This is a genomic window from Butyrivibrio sp. DSM 10294 (assembly GCF_028539135.1).
Taxonomy (GTDB): Bacteria; Bacillota; Clostridia; order Lachnospirales; family Lachnospiraceae; genus Butyrivibrio.
Map to the genome: position 1 here is coordinate 20,741 of NZ_JANSWL010000079.1, position 17,560 is coordinate 38,300.

Sequence of the window (17,560 nt, forward strand, 5' to 3'; positions counted from 1 at the left end):
ATGTTATGCAGCCTTTTTTACTGTACTATTTGTTACTAATCCTGCTTTATACAGAGCAAATACTATTGTAGGAATGAATATAAGCTGAATGATAATTCCCGGAAGGCTTGTTACAAAGTAGCTTGTAGCCCATACCTTTATTGAATACTCACCTCTTGCAAAAATGAGAGCGCGGGACAAACCACCGATAACCCTACCTGCAAGCATGGCAACAATCAGGCTTATATAAAGATCCGCATATATCTTTCCTGTATTGACAAGTTTTATCATAATGCCTGTACAGATACCATAAGCAGCAAGTTCAACCATCATTGCAGGCAAAATAGCCATTGGTGGCATACCTGTAATAATCGATGAAAGAAGCGGTCCGACAAGTCCGCAAACAAGACCATACTGCCATCCGCATACCAATCCGCAGATAAGTACCGGAATATGCATAGGGCTGATCACCGATCCGGCATTCGGAATCATGTGAAATGCCATCGGCAGTACCACACACAACGCAATACACATTGCAGTTGCTACCATATTTTTTACTAAGTTTTGTTGTTTCATTTTTCTTAACCCCCTGGTTTCTTTTTTCAAAACTTCTATTATGATAGCAACACCAAAAAGCAGCCACAAGCCCCATGGGGGGTTATAAAATCCCCCTTAGTACATTATGCCGGAATATATCTTCTACGCCTCCAACAATTTTCAGATATTTATCTTCTACTATATCCGTTTTCACACAATAAAAAAAGCCACCTGGCAGTATTTATCCGCCAGATGACTATGAAAACATTTATATCTTATACCAATTCCAGTCTGTCTCTAACAAAGCATCCTATGGCTGTCACGGCCATTACTGCTATAACGACTATCATTCCAACCTTATCATAAGAAGCATAGAAATCTCCTGAGAAACGGAGCTTTATATATTGGCCCCATATTGCACTGAGGATGACCAAAAGTGTGAATCCCAAAGACGCAGCATACATAAATGAGACTATTATGCTAGCCAGTATGTTTCTATAACCGGAGCTCTCAATTCCTATGGATTCAAGGTTGGATACTATTATAATTCCCATGATGAGAAGATAGAGAACCGTTACCAAGACTGCCTTCTGCCAGGATGCACACTCAAAGCTGCTATGAATAATCGCCATTATGATTCCCAGGAACATGCAGCATGAGAACTTTACCATAGCTGGGCCTGTCTGCTCATTCAATGTCAGTACCAGTATAATCAACTCAATCACCAGTATAAGTGCAATCATACTTGATCTGGGTTCTCCCGGAATTATATTGCTTAACTCAGGAAATTGGAGCGTCAGTACAAATGCACCGATAAGTCCTGTAAAGAAAGGCATAGCCCTAAAAATGCCGAAACAAACGATGGCTATAACAGCAAATATAATCGCTAATACAATCTCAAGTAATAATGCTATCATCTCAGCCTCCTATGAATTCTGAAAACACAACTACTTCTTGGTAGTTGCCTTGCTTAATTTGTTGCAATACACTGCAGCACGGCACCAGAACTTAAGTTCCTCCACACCATTTTTATTTGTAACAGCTCTTTCCACTCCACTGATAGAGCCTTTCTTGACTGCCTCGTTGTACATCTTGCCAAGTCTGGCTCTCACTGATGCAGGAGACTCTTTAATATTGTTCTCGATAAGAACCTGCTCTACATCTGCAAAGGTCGGAAGATCTGAGAGAGTGAACTCCTTCTCCATCTTCTTGGACTCAGCGACCATGAGTTTAAGCGCTGCGGTGTAATCGTACCTTACTGCGGTGTTGAACTTATCCTCAAGTGTCTCAAGGATAAGACTGTTGACAGTTATCTTCTGTTTATCTGCAGCCTTCTGAAGCTGCTTGTATAAATCATCACTAATCGACAAATTGATTCTTGGCATATCCGACCCTCCTATGAGTGTTACGTTTACCTCATTGCACTTTTAAGTATATGAGGGTTGCGCAGATATGTCAAACTGGATCTAAATGAGCCCGCATGCCATGTCGTGGTTAACCTCCGCCTGGTAATAGCTGCTCATTGTGCTAGGCGCATTGAAAAGGGTCGCCAGTAGATAAGGCCTAATCTTCTTAATCTTGGTGGTATTATTCTTCATGCAATCCAGCACATACTCAACATGCATGCTGTTAAGCTTGAGAAGCTTTGCTTTCACAAGGTTTTTGGGATAATCGTTCTTGGCGATATGGATCTTCTCCTGAGTAGACAAAACAGTCTCAAGGACAATCTCATACATCCCTTCAATCGTTTCTCTCTCCTGAGGATATCGATCAAGCAAAGTATCTAGGGACAGATTCTCCCTGATCATTTCTGAATAAATTTCGTAATCCTCGTTCAAATCTGTCTGCTTCGAAGAGATATGATTGGTTATAACTAAGTTAGTATTATTAATATTATTATAATTAGGGCCGGAATTTCCGTGGTCTAGAACCCGATTTTCCCTTGGTCTAGAACCCGATTTTTCCGTGGTCTTGACCCCGATATTTCCGGGGTCTGAAACTTCTATTTCTGATTCAGAACCGGGATTTTCCAAGGTCTGAACTTCTTCAGAACCCTCAGAAACAAAGTTCTTGAGGTAGATAATGGAAGGCTTCCCCTGGCCCTGCTTTCTGCGCTCAATAAGGCCATATTCCTCAAGATTCTTGAATAAGATCCTTATCTTGTCTTCCCCACAATCCAGCATTTCTGCGGCTTCCTGCTGTGCAAAGTAAATATATGCCCTCTGCTCCTCATCAAACCACTTATTCTTAAGGGATAAAGACATTCTATCCAGCATAAGGCCGTATAAAGTCTTGGCAAGTACGTCAAGGCCTTTAAAATAGGCATTTGTGAACAGCAGCTTTGGTATTCTGTAAAAGGATAGCATTTCAGATTCTTGACCTTTGAAATAGTCAAATATGATTCTTTCGCTCAATCCTTTCCCTCCCTTCGGTAACTTAGTGTGACGCTCTGTGGATTTAGGTGGTGCAATTATTGCACTACCCAATCAGCTGAAAAATGCGTCTGCGATTAAAATTCTTGACGTAAATCCTGCTTGGCTTGCCCTTGATCTGGAATCTGGAAATAAGGCCAAAGTCCTCAAGCTCATTCATACAGTCGATAATGGTATGTCTGGAAAAACTGATATCCTTTTCAAGCTTACTCAAAGGATAAATCACATATACTCTGTTCTCTTCGTCATACCAGTTGTGCCTCTTGGCTTCGCCCATCCGGTCTAAAAGAACTGCGTACAGCATCTTGGCCGAAGCCGACAGGGAAGAAAAATTCTCCCCTGTCAGAAGCTCCTTTGGAATCTCTACAGAAGCAAATTGCTCAGCCTGGGTATTATAGAAATAATCCATCATAGTTGTTATTCCTCACTTTCATGGGTCCTTTTCCATTCCTCACAGAAATCAATGAGGATCTTCTCAATCTGTGTCTGAGAATAATATGCCGGAAAATACTTGTTGAGCTTGCGCTCGTTGAAGGTGATCTTCTTGTGGGTCTGCGGTGTTGCTCGCTTTTGAATGAGAATATCAATCATCATCTCCTGCGTTAGCGAATCATCCTCTCTGTATGGTCTCAGATCTATGAGCTGTTCCTGCTTGATCATTCCATTTTCATGGATATACTCATAAATCCATTCCTGGTACGAGTGATTCAGATAAGAAATCTCAACAGCCACAGATAATGCTAATTTCTTCTGATCAACCATATTCAGTAATTTTGGAATAAGCTCTGTAAGTCTGATAAAACGTGACACCTGTACTGCGCTAGAACCCATTTCCTCAGCAATTCTTTCCCTCGAAGTCTTCCCACTCAACTTCTGTTCAACTTGAACAGAAGTTAAATCTCTCCTCTGACCCTGACTTCTAATCGCATTGAGCTTCATTTTATATGCAAATGCTCTTTCACTCGGAAGGATCTCCTCCCTCTGCATATTCGCATTGACCATGGCAATCGTGGCATCATCATTTGTCATTTCCTTGATGATTGCAGGAATCTTACGAAGTCCTGCTCTTTTAGCCGCGTGGAGCCTTCTATGTCCGGAAATCATCTCATAAGTTCCTTCATCATCCGGTCTAACAAGAACAGGAGTAAGAACTCCGCTTTCCTTGATGCTTTCCACAAGTTCATCCATCTTTTCATCATCCACAACCTTGAATGGATGATTCTCAAAGGGATAAATAGTCATAACATCGAGATCTACAGTCCCCTCGGTGCTAGGAACACCGAGGAGCTCATCTATACTAGACAGCTTTACTTTCTGACCAACTCTTTGTGCCATTATTTATTACCTCCCTTATAAATGATGAATATGCCGATGCTGCTTTTCCTTTTGGATCATAGACGTAGAGACTACTTCCGGAAGCACTAATCTCAGCGGCTCTCACAGAAAGCGGGATCTCAGTCTCAAAAACATTTATGGTGGATGAATACGCTTCGTAGATCTGAGCCGATATGTCTTTTGCATAATTGGTTCTGTTATCCACCATAGTGATAAGAATTCCCTCTATTTCCAGCTTCTGGTTCAGCTGACGCTTAACTCTTCCTATGGTCTTAATAAGCTGCTGAAGACCCTTTACAGGAAGATATGCGGCCTGTACAGGAATAAGTACACTGTCTGCACAAGCCAGGGCATTTATGGTCATCATCCCAAGAGAAGGCATACAATCGATAATAATGTAGTCATAGAGCTCTCTTGCCATGTTTACGTACTGCCTGAGGATAGTTTCCCTGCTGATAATTCCTGTAAGAGTGATCTCCAGACTTGAAAGCTCAATATTGCCCGGCATCACATCAACTCCTTCTTCGTGATGGATAAGTCCCTTTGATACATCCACAGGCTCGTCATTGATGATCCCTATAAGAGCATTAGCCAGGGAATAATCAAGTCTGTCAGGCTCATCACAGCCAAGACTGATTGTCAGCGACCCCTGAGGATCACAATCTATCAAAAGTACCTTATTTCCTTCTCTTGCTAGGCCGATTCCAAGATTTACACATGTGACGGTTTTTCCTACACCGCCTTTCTGATTGGCTACTGCAATAACTTTACACATCTCTTTTTACCCCCTTATTCCCTGAATGACTCGATAAAAGCATCGATTTTTTCCGTGTTACAGAGAACCACACCCTTAACTTTTCTTGTGGCCTTAGCCTCTTTGGCCAGTGATTCAAAGGTGTGAAGCCCCATAGAATAGAGCTCAGCCCCTTCTGCGTACCTCACATACTTCTTCTTGCCTTCTTTGACCAGTTCATCAATGTTATCAACAAATTTGCGTCTTCCCATTTCTTCATCCTCTCTTTCTTCGCCAAATTCTCTCTCGATGTAGTCATCAAGCACATCCAGATCTACAAGAGCTGTTTTCCTGAGCTTGATGTTGGCCCCTGCCTGCTTGGCCATGGTGACAAAGGACCAGTACGCCATTGCGTAAAGCCTTGCACCCTGAGCGTAAGTGCAGAAGCGGTGTCTTTTACCTTCCAGGTATTTTTCCAGATTCACTGGTGGGGATTTACTACGATTCATCTGTAACCTCCAATTTTTGATGTTACGAGATGCAATTTAGAAAAAAAGAATTGAGATTTTAAGCAATAAAAAACCACATCTTCTCTTTTTTCATTAAGAGAAATGTGGATTTAGTCAAATTATTTTCCTGGATAGAAGATATTCTGAACCGGTTTTCCTCTTTGACGTTTCCCCGGGAAAAGAACTTTTGGAGCCCTTTTCCCGATAAATGCGTCAAATATCCTCTATCTTTTCGTCTTCACAGACGTCCATGGAAGTCCTGTTTTTTACTGTCAAACTACACGTACACGTCCACTGATGTCCCATGTTGTCCCATGAGATTGTTTTAAAATCAGTGCAATCTAGTCCAAATTTGGTCGTCCACGGAGAAACGCGATTTTACTCAAGAACGTGTGTCATTTCTCGCTGCGGAGGGTCGGGAACAGCAATACATCTCTGATTCCTGCACTATTTGTCAGAAGCATTGTCAGTCTGTCAATACCATATCCGATACCGCCTGTAGGTGGCATACCGATCTCAAGGGCATTGAGGAAGTCCTCATCAGTGTGCTCAGCCTCTTCGTCGCCTGCTGCCGCATTGGCATCCTGTGCTGCGAAACGCTCGCGCTGATCGATAGGATCGTTGAGCTCTGAGTAAGCGTTGCACATCTCCCAGGTGTTGATGAAGAGCTCGAAGCGCTCAACCTTCTCAGGATCTGAAGGCTTCTTCTTGGTAAGAGGTGAGATTGCAAGAGGATGATCCATGATGAAAGTAGGCTGGATCAGGTTCTCCTCGCAGAACTCCTCGAAGAAGAGGTTGATGATGTCACCCTTGGTGTGACGATCCTCGAACTCGATGCCCTTCTCTTTTGCAAGGGCTTTGGCCTCTTCGTCTGTCTTAACAGTATCGAAGTCGATACCTGTGTACTTCTTGATTGCATCGTTCATGGTAAGACGCTCGAAGGGCTTGCCAAGATCGATGATATGGTCGCCGTAAGGGATCTGGGTTGTGCCGCAAACCTTCTCAGCGAGATAACGGAACATGGACTCTGTAAGCTCCATCATTCCTTCGTAGTCTGTGTATGCCTGGTACAGCTCCATAAGAGTGAACTCAGGATTGTGTCTTGTGTCGGTTCCCTCGTTTCTGAATACACGGCCGATCTCGAAGACTCTCTCCATGCCGCCTACGATAAGTCTCTTGAGGTAGAGCTCAAGGGAGATACGAAGCTTTCTCTCCTCGTCGAGGGCGTTGTAATGTGTGAAGAAAGGTCTTGCAGCAGCTCCGCCTGCGTTCTCAACAAGCATAGGAGTCTCAACCTCGATGAAGTCTCTGCCTGCAAGGAAGTTACGGATCTCGCGAATGATGGCGGATCTCTTCTTGAAGGTCTCCATTACGTCAGGGTTCATAACAAGGTCAACGTATCTCTGTCTGTAACGGATTTCTGTATCTGTAAGGCCGTGGAACTTCTCAGGAAGTGGCATAAGTGACTTGGATAAAAGAGTAAGCTCCTTAACGTGGATCGAGATCTCACCGGTCTTGGTTCTGAAAGCAAAGCCCTTAACACCGATGATATCGCCGATATCCATCTTCTTGAAATCAGCGTAAGCCTCGTCACCAATATCGTTTCTTGAAACGTAGAGCTGAAGGCGTCCGTCTCTGTCCTGAAGTCCGGCGAAAGAAGCCTTACCCATAACACGCTTACTCATCATACGTCCTGCAAGAGATACAACCTTCTCTGCGGGTACATCTGAAAGAGCTACAGGAAGTGCCTTGCCCTCCTCATCAACGGGAACTACGAACTCAAGAGTATCGAAGTTGTCACGAACCTGCTGTGTGTGATGAGTCTGATCATATTTTACGATCTGGAAGGGATCTCTTCCCTGTGCCTGAAGCTCAGCGAGCTTGTCTCTACGAACCTGGCGAAGACGTCCAACGTCTTCCTGAGGCGCATTGTTGTTCTGCTGATTGTTCTGCTGATTATTGTCTGCCACTATTTCATCCTCCTAAAAATCCGGCAAAAAAGTTCTGCCATCAATGTTATCATACCCGATAAGAGCCAGCGATCTTGTAGAAAAACGCTGGCCCCTCAATGCATACTTATGCTGATATCGTTAATTACTCAGATCTCTGGATCTCAAGTACCTTGTACTTAAGGACACCGGCCTGTGTCTCAACGGAAACGGTCTGTCCCTTCTTGGCACCGATAAGAGCCTTACCTACAGGTGACTCATTTGAGATCTTGCCTTTAAGGCTGTTAGCCTCTGATGAACCAACGATCTTGTATTCAAGGTCCTCGTCAAACTCAAGGTCTTTGATCTTAACCTTGCAGCCGATGCTGATCTTGTTAAGGTCTACGTCTTCCTCAACTACTACTTCTGCGTTCTTGAGGATCTTCTCAAGGGCTTCGATTCTGGCCTCTATGTCACGCTGCTCGTCTTTAGCTGCATCGTACTCAGCGTTCTCTGAAAGGTCGCCCTGCTCTCTGGCTTCCTTGATCTTCTCGGCAACTTCCTTACGCTTGACAACTTTAAGCTCATGAAGCTCGTCCTCGTATTTCTTGAGTCCTTCATAAGTTAAAATGTTCTTCTTCTCTTCCATCTTGATTCCTACCCTTCATATGAGATTTGAATGCATCTATATAGAAATAACTATTCTTAGTAATCTATGTCAACTTTGGTATTATAATGTCTATAAAAACATCTGTCAATCACCTAAACTTACGCATTTCCCTTATAATGTGGCATATATGTGTGTACGCAATTGTGATATTGCGCTATTTCTTTACTTTTTCCCCATTTAGCCCCACAATAAATAAATGAGTATTAAACTTTTATTAAGAAGGAAAAGGACACAATTATTATGGCAAAAAAGTATTTTTCCCTGGCTACCGTTCTGTTTATGACCGCTTCCCTTATCGGATGCTCATCCATTCCCGGGTCCCCCAACACTGCTGAAACTGCAGATGGTTCTTCTACCGCAGCCACCACTGAATCAGACAATTCCTCTGAAGCCGGCTCTGCATCTACCACCGCAGATGGCGCTTCTTCTGCTAAAGACATCACCCTGACCACCTATTACTTCAGCTCCAAGAAGGACGGCGTAGAAAGATGCACAGGTCAGTACACCGATATCACTTTTTCAAGAGATCTGGAAAAAAAGTATCCCAAGCTGGCCGAAACTGTGAACCGTATCACCTCTGAATGGGAGACTTCCGTAAAAGATGCTGTGGGAGATTTTGCCTATTGGTATGACGAGGAATACTCTTATGACGTAACTTTTTATGATGATCTGAGCGCTGAGATCATAAAATTCGACGACAGGCTCTTTACCGTCACCCAGAGCGATGAGAGCTACGGCGGCGGAGCTCATCCCAACCATTCATACTATGTCTACAACATCGATCCTGCAACAGGTAACTCCTATGACCTGAAGGACGTTCTGACAAGTCCTGACTCTTTTCCCGAAGCCATCAGATCCAAGATGGAAAAAGAAAGCCCGTGTTAATGGGGACAGGCCCCTATTTACTGCAGCATCACCTTCCTACAGGCTTCCTTCAATGACTCCATATCAGTCATCTGATTTATTTCATTCCTGAACTTGGCACTTCCTGTCATGCCGGTGGTGTACCAGGATACATGCTTTCTCATCTCGCGGATGCCGATGTATTCGCCCTTGTACCGGAGCTGCAGATCCGCATGGCGGATAACAGTATCGTATATCTCCTGATTGGTGGGGCGCTCGCAGACTACGCCGGTTTCAAAATAGCTCTTGATCTCCCTGAATAAAAAGGGGTTGCCCTGGGCGGCTCTTGCCACCATGACACCATCGCAGCCGGTCTCTTCAAACATGCGCCGGGCGCTGGGACCGTCTACTACGTCGCCGTTACCGATTACGGGAATCTTAAGAGCTTCTTTGACATCTCTTATGATGCTCCAGTCTGCTTCTCCTGAGTAGAACTGTTCCCTTGTCCTGCCATGGACTGCTACGGCTGCTGCGCCGCCCTGCTGGGCTGCAAGAGCACACTCAACCGCATTGATGCTCTGCTCGTTAAAGCCTTTTCTGATCTTGACTGTGACAGGTCTGTCGGAAACCTTGACCAGTGCAGCAACGATTTCCTCGATAAGCCCGGGATTCTTCATAAGGGCTGAGCCCTCGCCGTTTCCCACTATCTTAGGTACGGGGCAGCCCATGTTCACATCGAGGATGTCGTAGGGTCTGTCCTTGATCATCTCTACGGCTTCCTGCATTACTGCGGGCTCTGAGCCGAAGAGCTGGAGGGATACAGGGCGTTCCTGGGGGTGGATCTCAAGGAGCATGTTGGTGTTGCGGTTCTTGTAGATGATGGCTTTGGCGCTGACCATCTCCATGCATACGAGACCGGCGCCCATCTCACTACACAGCAAACGAAACGGCAGGTCTGATACACCTGCCATGGGTCCAAGAATTATATTATTGTCGAGGGTTACATTCCCTATAGTTAGTTTTCCGTACATGGTGATACCTGGAGTCCGTCCCGAAGTAAGATATATTCGCCCAATTCGCTCATAGTTCTGAGCACTCCGACAAGCCAATTCATAAGGAATTGTCTTGTCTCCATAGAACTATAATCGCTCGTTGAACATAGATATATTCTCGTGGAACTCACTCAATGAATTTAATTTGTTTCGTCTCACTAGTTTACAGTGAGTGTGCCTGCGCCAATAATCGTGAGTCCTATGGACGCATGGCAGGTGGCTGAAAATGTAGTTATTAGTCGTCTTCTTCTAAGATGTCGGCAGGATTTTCGTGTAATACATAGATGCGGTAGTAGAGGCCGAGGGCTTCGAAGAGGTCCTGGCGTTTTCTTCTGACTTCGCCTACGAGAAGGCCGGCTGTGATCTCGTCGTAGGTGATGTCTTCTTCGTCGGCGTCGGTCTCGATGCTGATCTGGCCGTCTTCTTCAAAGACGATGGTGAAGATTCCGCCTGCTTCCTGGGTAAACAGGACGCTGATGATGTTCAGCTCCTTTTTGATGCTGTCGGGAATCTGCTTGAAGATGGGGTTAAAATAGTATTTCTGCTCATAGGCATTGGCGCCGCACAGAACGATCCTGCCGCCTGCTGCCTGCTCGAAGACTCTGCCTTTGTTGGTCTTTTGCATCTCGTCGATCTTCAGGTCTTCTTTGGTCTCATTTATCTCTTTTTCTTCGAATTCTTTTTTATACTCGTTCTCAAAATCTTTTGCGTTCATTATCTTTCACCTGTATATGTTCTATGTCTGTATATCACTCAGGATCCTCGGTGTTCTCAAGTTCCTTGAGCTGAGGCTTGGTCCTTCTGTTCTTCTCGTAGAGGATCTGGAGACCGCGAAGGGTGAGGGTCGGATCGTATATGTCGATCTCCTCGGTTGACTCGGAGATAAGGCGTCCAAGGCCTCCTGTGGCTACGACCTTCATGTCTGTAAGGCCTGATTCTCTCTTCATCTCATTGATTATGTATTTGCTCTGGCCGATCTGTCCGTAGATAAGGCCTGCCTGCATACTGGAGATAGTCTCCTTTGCAAGGATTGATGCGGGCTTTTTGATCTCGATCTCGGGGAGCTTGGCTGTCTCTTCCCAGAGGGCTCTTGCGGAGATCCTGATTCCGGGGGATACCACGCCGGTAAAAAACTCACCTTTGCCATTAACTGCTATGTAAGTAGTTGCGGTTCCGAAGTCCACCACCAGCACCGGTCCGCCGTAGAGTTCGTAGGCTGCAACTGCGTCTACGATAAGGTCCGGACCTATTTCTCTTGGGTTGTCGGTGACGATCTTGATACCGGTCTTGATGCCGGGGCCAACGATATAAGGCTTCTTGCCAATGTATTTCAAAATAGCATTGACCAGAGCGTGCATGAGCTTAGGCACAACGCTGGCGATCATGACGCCCTCGATACTGTCTTTTTCAATCTTGTTCATGGACAGCATGGAAAGAAGGTGAACGCCGTACTCGTCTGAAGTATGGGCGGTCTGGGACATCATGCGAAAGGAACAGACAAGGGTCTCCTTGTCGTAGACTCCGAAGGTTATGTTGGTATTTCCTACATCGATAACAAGAATCATGGCTTACTCCTTTGAATCGAATGTTTCACGTCAGTATGTTGCTAATTAAACCATTATGCATATGTGTACAGGCCTCGCACTGTGACTTCGCCTGCATTTATTTCGTGTCTGTTGCCGTCCCTGTCCGTTACGATGAGGGCTCCCATATCGGTAATTCCCTCAGAAACGGCCTCGAACTCGCCCTTGGGATCCAGGATGCGGACATCTCTTCCCTTGCTTATAAGGCGGGATTCGTATTGCTCTTTTAACAGCGACAGATCATAGGTCTTATTGTATTTCTCGTAGTTGTCCTCAAAATGCTTCATGACGCAGGCAACTACAAGGCTCCTGTCAACTTTTTTACCGGTTATGGATAAAATTGATGTGGCGATATCCTTGATACTGTCAGGAAAATCAGTCATGTTGACGTTAATTCCCACACCTATTACCACATTACCAATCGTATTGTCAGGATTCATGTGAAGCTCTGTTAGTATACCACAAATCTTTTTTTCGGCAAGGACTACGTCATTGGGCCACTTGATGAAGGTATGATGGTTATCTCGCTCTCTGTCTTCCGGCCTCAAGTCGATTTTTACATCTTCACCGGTCTTGCTCGAAGAATGAGATGTGTCGCCGGCAGTGAGCCGCATGGCTTCCTCAACGCCCTCAGCCACCGAGAGCCCCATAATAAGGGTCAGCATTGAGATCCTCTCCGGCGGCGCAGTTGGCCTTATCAGAAGGCTCATGGCGATATTGGTGCCGCTTGGCGTCTCCCAGCTCCTGCCTCTGGAGCCGCGGCCCTTGTCCTGGCGATCCGCCACAACAAGCGTTCCATGGGGTGCGTTCTCTTCTCCAAGGAGCCTCGCATCATCGTTGGTGGAGCCGGTTATATCTTTGTACAGAATATTTCGAGCAGCCCATTTGGTCTGAAGCTGCTCGGTAATATGCTCTTTATTTAGCATTGTATGTTCCCTGATTTCTATTTATTGTTCTTTCCAATAAATATTTTAATGTGGGGCGGTTGGGCAGTCAACTTACTGCTTGGTTACTTTAACCTTGAGCTTGTAGGTCAGATTGGAGCCATCCATGGTTTTGATTGTAACCGTAGATACTCCCGGTTTGTTGGCGTAAAAATACAGATATACATATTTATACTTACCGGTTACTTCCGACTTACACTCAACCACGTCAGGATTACTGTTAGTTATGTAAAAATCCATGTCTGCAGGATCGTAATTAATAAATACCATTAACCCGATAAGAGTATAAGCGCCGGGCCATAGATTAAGCTCCTTAAAGCCTTCGTTTAGGAGATATAAGCTCTTGTTCTGATCCACTCGTCTGACGAGTTTGGTGGCAGATAATCCGGTGCCATCCGTAGCTGTGGCCGTTACAAGGATTCCGTAGTCTTTTCCCGCTCCTTTTTGCCAATACTTAAACCACTGTTTCTCAAAGTCTTTCTGTTTGGCGGCAGTTATCTTACCGTTTTTAAAGGTAAAGATTGCCTTGTCCTTTCGTATCATCTCCCTAAGTTCATCACTAAGGGGAACTTCCTTGTCCTTCATATTGCTTGAATAGCAAACAAGTTCATAGCTCCACTCAACTTTGCTATTTGTTGGTTTGCCATATTTATCCCCGCAATTTGCATAAAACTGCAGGGTTCCACCTGACGCAAGGACATCTTCCATTCTGTTTTTTTCAGGCACCAGAGTGATATCCGATAGCGGTACGACCACCTTGATCTTGAGAGTTGCCTTTTTGCCTGAGCCATCCTGCGCAGTTGCGGAAACTGTGACGTCCCCGGCCTTAACTGCTGCCACGGTGGCTGTATTGCCATCTGCCACAAAGGTTGCAACGCTGCTGTCTGATATCTCCCAGCCCACATCCTCGCCGTTGTCGGTATGTGCTGACAGGGTGATGCTTGTGCCAAGAGCTCCCGACTCGTGGGTTGCGATGGTTGTAACCGAAGTAGGATCTATTGTCACGGAAGTGGCTCTCTCCTTGATCGTAACCTGCTTGGACTTCTTAGTTCCGCTCCCATCAGTTGCCCTCGCTGTTACCATAAAGGTAGCTCCCGCCGCTGCATCTTTAGGGACCGTAACTTTCCCGGTCTTGGGATCTATTGTCACACCTGCGGGCGCTCCGTCAATACTCCAGGCCGCATCCTGTATTTACTGCTTGTGTGCGCTACTAATGCATTATAGCATTGCAGGGAGGACGATTGTTGGTTTTCTGACGAATGGCATTTGAAATGGGATGAATTGAACTTTATATGAAGATGCCAAGGGGCTGGTTTTTATACCAATGGGGACGGTTCTGTTTGGTATTGTTTTCAAAAAAACAATACCAAACAGAACCGTCCCCATTGGTATAAAAACCGGCCACTTAACATCTCACCTTATCATCTTAGCCTTCTTTCAGTGTCGCCAGCATCACAGCCTTGATAGTATGCATACGATTCTCGGCCTCTTCGAAGACGATGGAGCGGTCTGACTCGAAGACTTCGTCAGTGACTTCCATTTCGTCCAGACCATATTTTTCCTTGATCTCTTTGCCGATGCCGGTGTTAAGGTCATGGAAGGAAGGCAGGCAGTGCATGAATACACATCCGTCGCCGGCATTCTTCATGATGTCCATGGTTACGCGGTAGGGCTCAAGGTCCTTGATGCGCTCTTCCCAAACTTCATCGGGTTCGCCCATGGATACCCAGATGTCGGTGTAGATAACGTCAGCGCCCTTGGTGCCTTCAATCGGATCCTCGGAAAAATCGATCACGGCGCCGGTCTTATCTGCGATGTCCTTGCACTCTTTGATCAGGTCCTCGGAAGGGAAATACTTCTTGTTGGAAACGGCGGTGAAATGCATGCCCATCTTGGCGCAGGCAACCATCAGAGAATTGCCTGTGTTGTATCTCGCATCGCCCATATAAACCAGGTGGATTCCCTTAAGCTTACCAAAGTGCTCCCTTATGGTAAGAAGGTCAGCCAACATCTGTGTAGGGTGGAACTCATTGGTAAGACCGTTCCACACGGGAACCTTGCTGTACCTAGCCATGGTCTCAACGATTTCCTGCTCAAAGCCCCTGTACTCGATTCCGTCAAACATTCCCGCCAGAACCCTTACGGTATCTGCGATACTCTCTTTTTTGCCTATCTGGGAATCTGTGGGGTTCAGATAGGTGGAACCCATTCCAAGATCACTGGCAGCCACTTCAAAAGAACATCTGGTACGAGTGCTGGTCTTTTCAAAAATAAGTGCAATATTCCTGCCCTTGAGTTCATCATGAAGAATACCCTTTTTCTTCTTATCCTTAAGCTCTGCTGCCAGATCGATAAGATAAAGGATCTCTTCCGGTGTGTAATCAAGCAGTTTCAAAAAGTCGCGTCCGTACAGATTCATGTTCTTTTTCCTCCGTTAAAAAATGCTTTTTAAATAAGTAATATGCATAATCATATCATTAAATGTATAATTATGCAAGTTTTATGCATTTTTTATTCCATCTCAGTGGAGAGGAAATCCCAATCAGAGTCATCACCTACATTTACGCAATAGAAGCCCGGTATTGTTTCCTTTAAATTCCAGGTATTGCCGTTATCATTTGAGGTATAAATATCACAGTTGAAAATATAATCATAATCATCCATTGTGACATAGTTTACTTCAATCTCGAAGTTATCTCTGTAAATGTATTGAGCAGAAAGCACTTCCTCATGCTCCATCGCAGCACCTGTCATGCCTTCAGCTTCTTCTTTTGTTATAGCCTTTGCACCATAATGGCAAAAGAATCCGTTGTCAAAATACATGGGATATGACTGAACCGCTTTTCCGTTATACATTCCATTCTTTACCGGAACTCCCGCCTCGCGAGAAATGAATGCATTGTTAGTGTCTAAATTCCAGATCACTTCGCCGTCAGAGAAGTTCTTCTGTCCCTTGGCCCAGGCATCTTTAAGCGCATCTGTCAGTTTGTCTTCCATACTGGTATAGATAAGACCGAATCCATCGATTCCTCTGTATCCGTTAAATGTCATATAATCTCTTCCATCGAGGCTCATGACATTCTGTTCGCAGCACAGCTCTACACTTCCGAATGTATCTAACTTTGTTGCGTTCAGGCTCTCGTCTATAAACCAGATATCTTCAATAGCGAAATATTTACGGGAATCATCAGGATTCTCACGGGTATCATCAATTCCTGCCAGTACAAAAGCTTCCTGCTTGCCATCTTTATCCAAGTCCACAACAAAGCTTCCAAAATCGTTACCATCCTGGAATTCTGATGAAACAACTTTCACAAATTCGTTCTCAGAATAATCCAATTCGATGCTGTCGCCATCAAAAGCTGCCTTTTCCCCGGAATCCGACACATTTGATGTATCCGATGCAACCGGCGCTTCCTTATCTGCGGCCTGGTCTGTGTCTGCAGTCTCTTTCTGTACTGAACTGTCCTGTGCTGCCATTTCCTGAAAAGATATATCCTGGGCAGCTGAAACAAAGTCATCAGTATTCTCACCCACTTCTTTAGCATCTGTTTTGCCACATGCTGTAAGAGTAAAGCATGTGCACAAAATCATCGTCAAAAACTTCTTTTTCATAAAAAACTCCTCCTAATTAATAAATCAATAAGAACGTCCCTCTACACCTATAGTCCAGGTGTCATTTCGATGGCCACCACAATCCTGTCCATCCATTTCTTCGCTGAATTCAACATCCGGAATAGAAATATCAGGAGCAATATCTTTTACAACTGATGGGTCAATGGACTTAAGATACTCCGTATATTCCTGGGCTGCTCCCGGATGTGTCATTTTTTCATAATATTTTTCAACAGCGTTTCCCCAGTCATTGGCGCCGGCATATACACCATTTCGTACAACACCATCATCCAGATCAACTATTGGAGTATACCAGTTGGCATAATCGCAGAATCCACCTTCATTACTGAGATTATCACTGTTCTTGCAAGCTTCGTCAAACTTATCATGATAAAGAATATAGCCCAGAACTTTTCCAAACATAAGGTCATTGGCCTTCATTACATCTAAGGCATAATTTGCTTCATAACCGTTCTGTCCGTCAGCTGCCTTATTTGTTGAGCTGGTATTAAAGCTTCCGTTGGCCTCAGCAACGATTATTGCCATCATCATCCTGGGATCCATTTCTATACCATAGGTATCATAAATTGCGCGGCATGCATCATACAATGCATCAACCTTTTCCTGAGTCCAACCATATTTTTGCAGTTCGTGACTCATCCACTTCTCCTGCGGAGAATCACCATCCATCTGCATTGTATTGTCATACCAATCAGGTTTGTCACCGCTTGGTGTATCTGTGCCGGAACCATTTCCGCCGGGCGCATTCCCGGTCTGATTGCCCTCTTCAGATTCCGGTTCTTGTTCTACAGAATGACCATGGGCTTCCAATTTATGTTTCATTATTTTTTCTCTGATAGCTTCTTCTGTGCCTAGATATTGCTCGACTATTTGCTTAAGACTACTATCAAATTCTTCAAGCTTTTTGGAATGATTCTTCACCTCGTTTGCACAGCTTGTCAGTATCGGTTTTAGCATAGCAAATGAAGGATCCAGCTCACCAGCGATACTGTCTATATCGGATGCAGCTCCATCGAGTTTAAGCGCGGCTGTTGCAAACAGTTCTCCATATGTTTTAACTTTGTCAGGATGAATGTAAAATGGCATAATAGCTTCTCCTTTGGGTCTTATTCATTTTACAATTTTAGCACATAGAATTTTGAATTGTTGCTTTTCTGACGAATGACACTTGAAATAGGACGAATTGCATTTTGGCAATAAAAAAGCATGTTGCTCGCAACATGCTCGCGCCGAGCGCGGTTGCATTTATGCAACATATACCTTACGCGCGAGTGCGCATCCATAGCGGAGCGTTTTTTGTTTAATAGGAAATTCGGAGGAATTTCCTCGTATTATATGATCATACCCTTTCTTTACCTCTTCTATAGGTATAGGGTATG

General features: G+C 44.7%; 19 protein-coding genes. 1 reads left to right on the top strand and 18 read right to left on the bottom strand.

Translation table 11 applies throughout. From position 1 onward, the window contains the following. Window positions 1-3: 3 nt before the first annotated feature. The 10 genes from NXH67_RS11550 to greA all read right to left on the bottom strand — a co-directional run bounded on the left by NXH67_RS11550 (window position 4) and on the right by greA (window position 8,102). A complete protein-coding gene (locus NXH67_RS11550) occupies window positions 4-555 on the bottom strand; it encodes an ECF transporter S component (protein ID WP_272797465.1) in 552 nt (183 codons plus the stop codon). 236 nt (window positions 556-791) lie between these two features. Then, window positions 792-1,433: a hypothetical protein gene (locus tag NXH67_RS11555; RefSeq protein WP_272797466.1), complete on the bottom strand. Its 642-nt coding sequence runs from the start codon at window positions 1,431-1,433 to the stop codon at window positions 792-794. A gap of 30 nt (window positions 1,434-1,463) precedes the next feature. Further along, window positions 1,464-1,901, bottom strand: coding sequence for a hypothetical protein (locus NXH67_RS11560; protein ID WP_029233703.1), 438 nt, complete (start codon window positions 1,899-1,901; stop codon window positions 1,464-1,466). Window positions 1,902-1,982: 81 nt separating this feature from the next. Next, the gene (locus NXH67_RS11565) at window positions 1,983-2,930 is read right to left on the bottom strand and encodes a DUF6017 domain-containing protein (protein WP_272797467.1); all 948 of its coding nucleotides are present in this window, start codon (window positions 2,928-2,930) and stop codon (window positions 1,983-1,985) included. Between the two features lie 64 nt (window positions 2,931-2,994). Then, window positions 2,995-3,360 (bottom strand): replication initiator protein A, encoded by a 366-nt coding sequence (locus NXH67_RS11570; RefSeq protein ID WP_026653331.1) that lies wholly within the window; start codon window positions 3,358-3,360, stop codon window positions 2,995-2,997. 5 nt (window positions 3,361-3,365) lie between these two features. Then, entirely contained in the window at window positions 3,366-4,283 is a 918-nt protein-coding gene (locus NXH67_RS11575) for a ParB/RepB/Spo0J family partition protein (RefSeq protein WP_029233701.1), read from the bottom strand. Beyond that, window positions 4,246-5,058 carry a ParA family protein gene (locus NXH67_RS11580; RefSeq protein WP_272797468.1) on the bottom strand — a complete coding sequence of 271 codons (813 nt, stop codon included), beginning with the start codon at window positions 5,056-5,058 and terminating at the stop codon, window positions 4,246-4,248. The genes NXH67_RS11575 and NXH67_RS11580 overlap by 38 nt, the downstream gene beginning before the upstream one ends. A 14-nt stretch (window positions 5,059-5,072) precedes the next feature. Next, entirely contained in the window at window positions 5,073-5,525 is a 453-nt protein-coding gene (locus NXH67_RS18470; RefSeq protein WP_330676687.1) for a DUF6462 family protein, read from the bottom strand. 395 nt (window positions 5,526-5,920) lie between these two features. Beyond that, window positions 5,921-7,495 carry a lysine--tRNA ligase gene (gene lysS, locus NXH67_RS11595; protein ID WP_272797469.1) on the bottom strand — a complete coding sequence of 525 codons (1,575 nt, stop codon included), beginning with the start codon at window positions 7,493-7,495 and terminating at the stop codon, window positions 5,921-5,923. A 124-nt stretch (window positions 7,496-7,619) separates the two neighbouring features. Further along, entirely contained in the window at window positions 7,620-8,102 is a 483-nt protein-coding gene (greA, locus tag NXH67_RS11600; protein WP_022778250.1) for a transcription elongation factor GreA, read from the bottom strand. A 261-nt stretch (window positions 8,103-8,363) separates the two neighbouring features. Between greA and NXH67_RS11605 the strand changes: the two genes are divergently transcribed. Further along, window positions 8,364-9,008, top strand: a complete 645-nt coding sequence (locus tag NXH67_RS11605) for a hypothetical protein (protein WP_272797470.1) — start codon at window positions 8,364-8,366, stop codon at window positions 9,006-9,008. Window positions 9,009-9,025: 17 nt separating this feature from the next. On the opposite strand, the gene dusB is transcribed toward NXH67_RS11605, so the two are convergent. The 8 genes from dusB to NXH67_RS11645 form a co-directional block, all read right to left on the bottom strand. After that, a complete protein-coding gene (dusB, locus tag NXH67_RS11610) occupies window positions 9,026-9,997 on the bottom strand; it encodes a tRNA dihydrouridine synthase DusB (protein ID WP_272797471.1) in 972 nt (323 codons plus the stop codon). A gap of 256 nt (window positions 9,998-10,253) precedes the next feature. Then, window positions 10,254-10,733, bottom strand: coding sequence for a DUF6145 family protein (locus NXH67_RS11615; protein WP_022778247.1), 480 nt, complete (start codon window positions 10,731-10,733; stop codon window positions 10,254-10,256). Between the two features lie 34 nt (window positions 10,734-10,767). Continuing rightward, window positions 10,768-11,583, bottom strand: a complete 816-nt coding sequence (locus tag NXH67_RS11620; RefSeq protein ID WP_272797472.1) for a type III pantothenate kinase — start codon at window positions 11,581-11,583, stop codon at window positions 10,768-10,770. 53 nt (window positions 11,584-11,636) lie between these two features. After that, window positions 11,637-12,527: a biotin--[acetyl-CoA-carboxylase] ligase gene (locus NXH67_RS11625; RefSeq protein ID WP_272797473.1), complete on the bottom strand. Its 891-nt coding sequence runs from the start codon at window positions 12,525-12,527 to the stop codon at window positions 11,637-11,639. Between the two features lie 72 nt (window positions 12,528-12,599). Beyond that, entirely contained in the window at window positions 12,600-13,694 is a 1,095-nt protein-coding gene (locus NXH67_RS11630; protein ID WP_272797474.1) for an Ig-like domain-containing protein, read from the bottom strand. Window positions 13,695-13,971: 277 nt separating this feature from the next. Continuing rightward, the gene (gene argF / locus NXH67_RS11635) at window positions 13,972-14,964 is read right to left on the bottom strand and encodes an ornithine carbamoyltransferase (protein ID WP_022778243.1); all 993 of its coding nucleotides are present in this window, start codon (window positions 14,962-14,964) and stop codon (window positions 13,972-13,974) included. A gap of 92 nt (window positions 14,965-15,056) precedes the next feature. After that, a complete protein-coding gene (locus tag NXH67_RS11640; RefSeq protein ID WP_272797475.1) occupies window positions 15,057-16,160 on the bottom strand; it encodes a hypothetical protein in 1,104 nt (367 codons plus the stop codon). A gap of 24 nt (window positions 16,161-16,184) precedes the next feature. Further along, on the bottom strand, window positions 16,185-17,267 hold the full coding sequence (locus NXH67_RS11645; RefSeq protein WP_272797476.1) for a hypothetical protein: 1,083 nt from the start codon (window positions 17,265-17,267) through the stop codon (window positions 16,185-16,187). Window positions 17,268-17,560 lie beyond the last annotated feature (293 nt).

Excerpts from the sequence above, each read along its gene's own strand:
- NXH67_RS11550 (WP_272797465.1), bottom strand. The coding sequence starts at position 555 with ATGAAACAACAAAACTTAGTAAAAAATATGGTAGCAACTGCAATGTGT.
- NXH67_RS11555 (WP_272797466.1), bottom strand. The coding sequence starts at position 1,433 with ATGATAGCATTATTACTTGAGATTGTATTAGCGATTATATTTGCTGTT.
- NXH67_RS11560 (WP_029233703.1), bottom strand. The coding sequence starts at position 1,901 with ATGCCAAGAATCAATTTGTCGATTAGTGATGATTTATACAAGCAGCTT.
- NXH67_RS11570 (WP_026653331.1), bottom strand. The coding sequence starts at position 3,360 with ATGATGGATTATTTCTATAATACCCAGGCTGAGCAATTTGCTTCTGTA.
- NXH67_RS11575 (WP_029233701.1), bottom strand. The coding sequence starts at position 4,283 with ATGGCACAAAGAGTTGGTCAGAAAGTAAAGCTGTCTAGTATAGATGAG.
- NXH67_RS11580 (WP_272797468.1), bottom strand. The coding sequence starts at position 5,058 with ATGTGTAAAGTTATTGCAGTAGCCAATCAGAAAGGCGGTGTAGGAAAA.
- NXH67_RS18470 (WP_330676687.1), bottom strand. The coding sequence starts at position 5,525 with ATGAATCGTAGTAAATCCCCACCAGTGAATCTGGAAAAATACCTGGAA.
- greA (WP_022778250.1), bottom strand. The coding sequence starts at position 8,102 with ATGGAAGAGAAGAAGAACATTTTAACTTATGAAGGACTCAAGAAATAC.
- NXH67_RS11605 (WP_272797470.1), top strand. The coding sequence starts at position 8,364 with ATGGCAAAAAAGTATTTTTCCCTGGCTACCGTTCTGTTTATGACCGCT.
- dusB (WP_272797471.1), bottom strand. The coding sequence starts at position 9,997 with ATGTACGGAAAACTAACTATAGGGAATGTAACCCTCGACAATAATATA.
- NXH67_RS11615 (WP_022778247.1), bottom strand. The coding sequence starts at position 10,733 with ATGAACGCAAAAGATTTTGAGAACGAGTATAAAAAAGAATTCGAAGAA.
- NXH67_RS11620 (WP_272797472.1), bottom strand. The coding sequence starts at position 11,583 with ATGATTCTTGTTATCGATGTAGGAAATACCAACATAACCTTCGGAGTC.
- NXH67_RS11625 (WP_272797473.1), bottom strand. The coding sequence starts at position 12,527 with ATGCTAAATAAAGAGCATATTACCGAGCAGCTTCAGACCAAATGGGCT.
- argF (WP_022778243.1), bottom strand. The coding sequence starts at position 14,964 with ATGAATCTGTACGGACGCGACTTTTTGAAACTGCTTGATTACACACCG.
- NXH67_RS11640 (WP_272797475.1), bottom strand. The coding sequence starts at position 16,160 with ATGAAAAAGAAGTTTTTGACGATGATTTTGTGCACATGCTTTACTCTT.
- NXH67_RS11645 (WP_272797476.1), bottom strand. The coding sequence starts at position 17,267 with ATGCCATTTTACATTCATCCTGACAAAGTTAAAACATATGGAGAACTG.